At 39.6% G+C, this 3,189-nt stretch carries 2 protein-coding genes; both read left to right on the top strand.

Translation table 11 applies throughout. From position 1 onward, the window contains the following. The coding region (locus tag J7K40_15465; protein ID MCD6163794.1) for a T9SS type A sorting domain-containing protein at window positions 1-1,678 on the top strand (1,678 nt) is incomplete at its 5' end. Window positions 1,679-1,687: 9 nt separating this feature from the next. Further along, complete coding sequence (locus tag J7K40_15460) at window positions 1,688-3,022, top strand: hypothetical protein (GenBank protein ID MCD6163793.1); 1,335 nt, start codon at window positions 1,688-1,690, stop codon at window positions 3,020-3,022. Window positions 3,023-3,189: the final 167 nt, after the last annotated feature.

Here is a 3,189-nt window from a genome sequence, read left to right as displayed (position 1 = left end):
CACCAGCTGGGAGACAGCGGCGCATGTGGTGCAGGATGCCGCCGATGCCGCCAGCAGAGGCGATACGATATATGTAGGCGCGGGTGAGTATAACCAGACCATACGGATTCCCGACACGACTGACCATTTAAGCATCATCGGCATGGGCATGGATTCAACCTTTATCTGGAGAAACGTTGTTGGCGAATATATTGTCTATAGCCACTCCACAGGAGCTGATGATATATTCATAAAGGGCATTCATTTTGAAGCTCGTTGTGTATGTATTGTCGGAGGATTATACACCGATTTAATTAATGTAGAAAACTGTAAGTTTACAGGAGACGGTCAACATGGTGGAGCAATTGGATCAGGAGTATATGGCACATCTTTTGATGTTAAGAATTGCATATTTGAGGATATAATCGGTATAACTACGCCATTTAGTTGCGATATCCCATTTGTTCAGGTTAGGAATTGTCTTTTTAATTCAAGTCCTTATACTGATATTTGGGTTTGCGGGCATAAGGTAATAGTTGAAAACAACATTAGTATAAATCCACATTATCATTTTTTCGAATGGGATGCCATACCTGGCATGTCTATCGACACCTTGATTTTTACTAACAATCAAACCTATGGTGGCAAGGTAATGTATTATAGATATATTCATTCATGGGATCAGATTAACAACAACACCAGTTTTATTAGTGTATCGGGCAACCATAGGTCGTATCGGTTAGAATATGTTGATACTCTTGTCGCTTATAACAACTCAATTACAGGAGGTGGAATAGGAATCGAAATTTTCGATAGCTATCTTCATTCTTATGTCGACCTGCGATACAACAATCTTAAGAATGACATACAGAACATAAATGTAATTGGAGATATAGGTAATATTGACACTTCCATTATCTACCATGAATTTCCGATGTTTGTCGGTGTAAGCGATTACCATCTTCAGGCTTATTCGCCTTTGATAGATGCAGGCCATCCTGATATTTTAGATATCAACGGCACTCGTTCTGATATCGGTTGTTACGGCGGACCGGGAGGTGAAAGCTATGACTATCAGGATTTACCGCCCTTAATACCAGACAGCATTACTTATGAGGTTTTTGCAGATTCTATTTTATTTATCTGGCTTATGAACGAGGAGTTTGACTTTAATAGATATGTTATCTACGGGGATACTATATCGGGTTTCGAACCATCGGTTTTTAATTTAATAGCCGAACCAGAGACATCATTTTATAAAGATGAAAACCTTGAACATAGCAGGTCATATTATTACCGGTTTGCTTCAATCGACAACCAGGATAATCAATCGGATTATTCTGATGAAATAGAAGCGACAACAACAGGTATTAATGATTTCATTAATCCGAATCTTCCGCGTATTACCTCAATTACATCGAATTATCCAAATCCTTTTAACAGCTCAACTACAATAGTTTATCATGTAGCTAATCTTGGTCCTGTTCCCGCGCAGATTGAGATCGAGGTGTATGATATCCTTGGAAGAAAAGTCAGGTTATTGGTAAACGAAAGGAGGGAAGTAGGCATACATAAAATTATATGGGATGGAAGGGATAGTAAGAGGAATGAATTGCCATCGGGTGTATACTTTGTCAGGATAAGTCAGTGGGGCATATCAGTGATGAATAAACCTCGAAAGATAATACTCTTAAAATGAGGAGGGATTATGTATTTTAGATTAATCTTATTAGTTGTATTTGTAATGTTTACAAGTTTATGTTTTGCCCTTGATGATGATGAATTGCCTTTCGGTTATTTTAGCTTAATAAATGAATCAGATTCAGCCAGTCTTGATTCGATAGCCGGCATGCTTGGGGCAAACATTGTATTTGCAGGTATAAACGCCGATAATGTCAGGGCTATAAAACGAGCCGGTATGTGGCCAATAGCCAATACATTCCGTCCATGGCAAACATATGTTATTCATAAGGCTCATTATGCCCAATGGGAAGCGGAGGAACAGGATTTAGAGATAAAATTTGATCAGCTAATTGGCGGGGCCGGGTCAGGCGCCGATTCAATCTATTGGGTAGTTGATCCGGACACGGCCAATCCCGGTTCGATCGATATCGTATTAGACGATCTCAAGTACAAACAGCCTCAAAGGAATACAAGTGATGTTGTAGTTAACTATTATATTAAACTAAAATTATGGGTTGATACTGCTGATATTAACTCCGGAGATACGCTTGGATTTCTGAATGTTTTTGTTGGCTGGGGCGAAAGTCCTCAAGATTCTTTCCCGATTATAGCCGACACTTTTTTCATCGAGAATCCTTGCGAATATATGCTTACAGATTCTCTTGTAATGCCTAATGATGTAGTTAAATATCAGGTAACGACCACGAACCTTTGCACTTTAAAGATAGATTATTTGAAAGTTTACAATGAGACAGGTCGTCTCTTAGTTGAAGAACATTGGTATGATAACCAGATTGCCGGTTACGTCTGTCAATCTTGGGGGCATCCCGATACCGTGTACGCCTGGGAGCTTCGCGATGAGCCGCCGCCGGCGTTATTCTTAAGTTACCGCTATGCTGATTCTCTTATTCGAGCCGTAACCGATACTGCCTTTGGTCAAAGCATATTTGGCACATCTTGTTTTGCTTGGGGCGTTTGTCAGTCTGCCCAAACATATTTAGAGATCATTGATCCTGAACAATTGAATGTAATTATGTATCCATTTTATGGCAGTCAAACTGATATAGAAACCCGATATACAGGTGATGTCCAGGGAGGTAATTACCAAGGTCTTCAATTAGCATTACAAAAAATTGAGGTATTTGCCGATTCGACAAGAGAACTTGCTAATGAATACAATAAAGATTGGTTCTATGTGGCTCAGAGTATGGCCGGTCGCAGCAATATTAGTGAAGGATTTTTCTTTAGATGGCCTACGGCATCGGAATTATCTTGCGAAACCTTTATGGGTTTATGTTATGACCCCGGATGGAATGTTTTATTGGAAACATGGCAGTTCTTGGAGATATGTGGAGGATGATACATCAGGCGGTTGGACAGGTTGGGCTGGATTATATGATACAACAGCTGCTGGTAATGATAATCCACCCCTTAAAGAAGATTTATTTTTAGAATTTAAAAATGATATCGTTCCCTACATCAAGGCGATTGATGAATACTATATGCCGTTAGTCTGGGATACTACTT

This window comes from Candidatus Zixiibacteriota bacterium (genome assembly GCA_021159005.1).
In the GTDB taxonomy this organism is placed as follows: domain Bacteria; phylum Zixibacteria; class MSB-5A5; order UBA10806; family 4484-95; genus JAGGSN01.
Note: the sequence above shows the minus strand (reverse complement) of the source record. Positions and strands in the feature narration are given on the sequence as shown.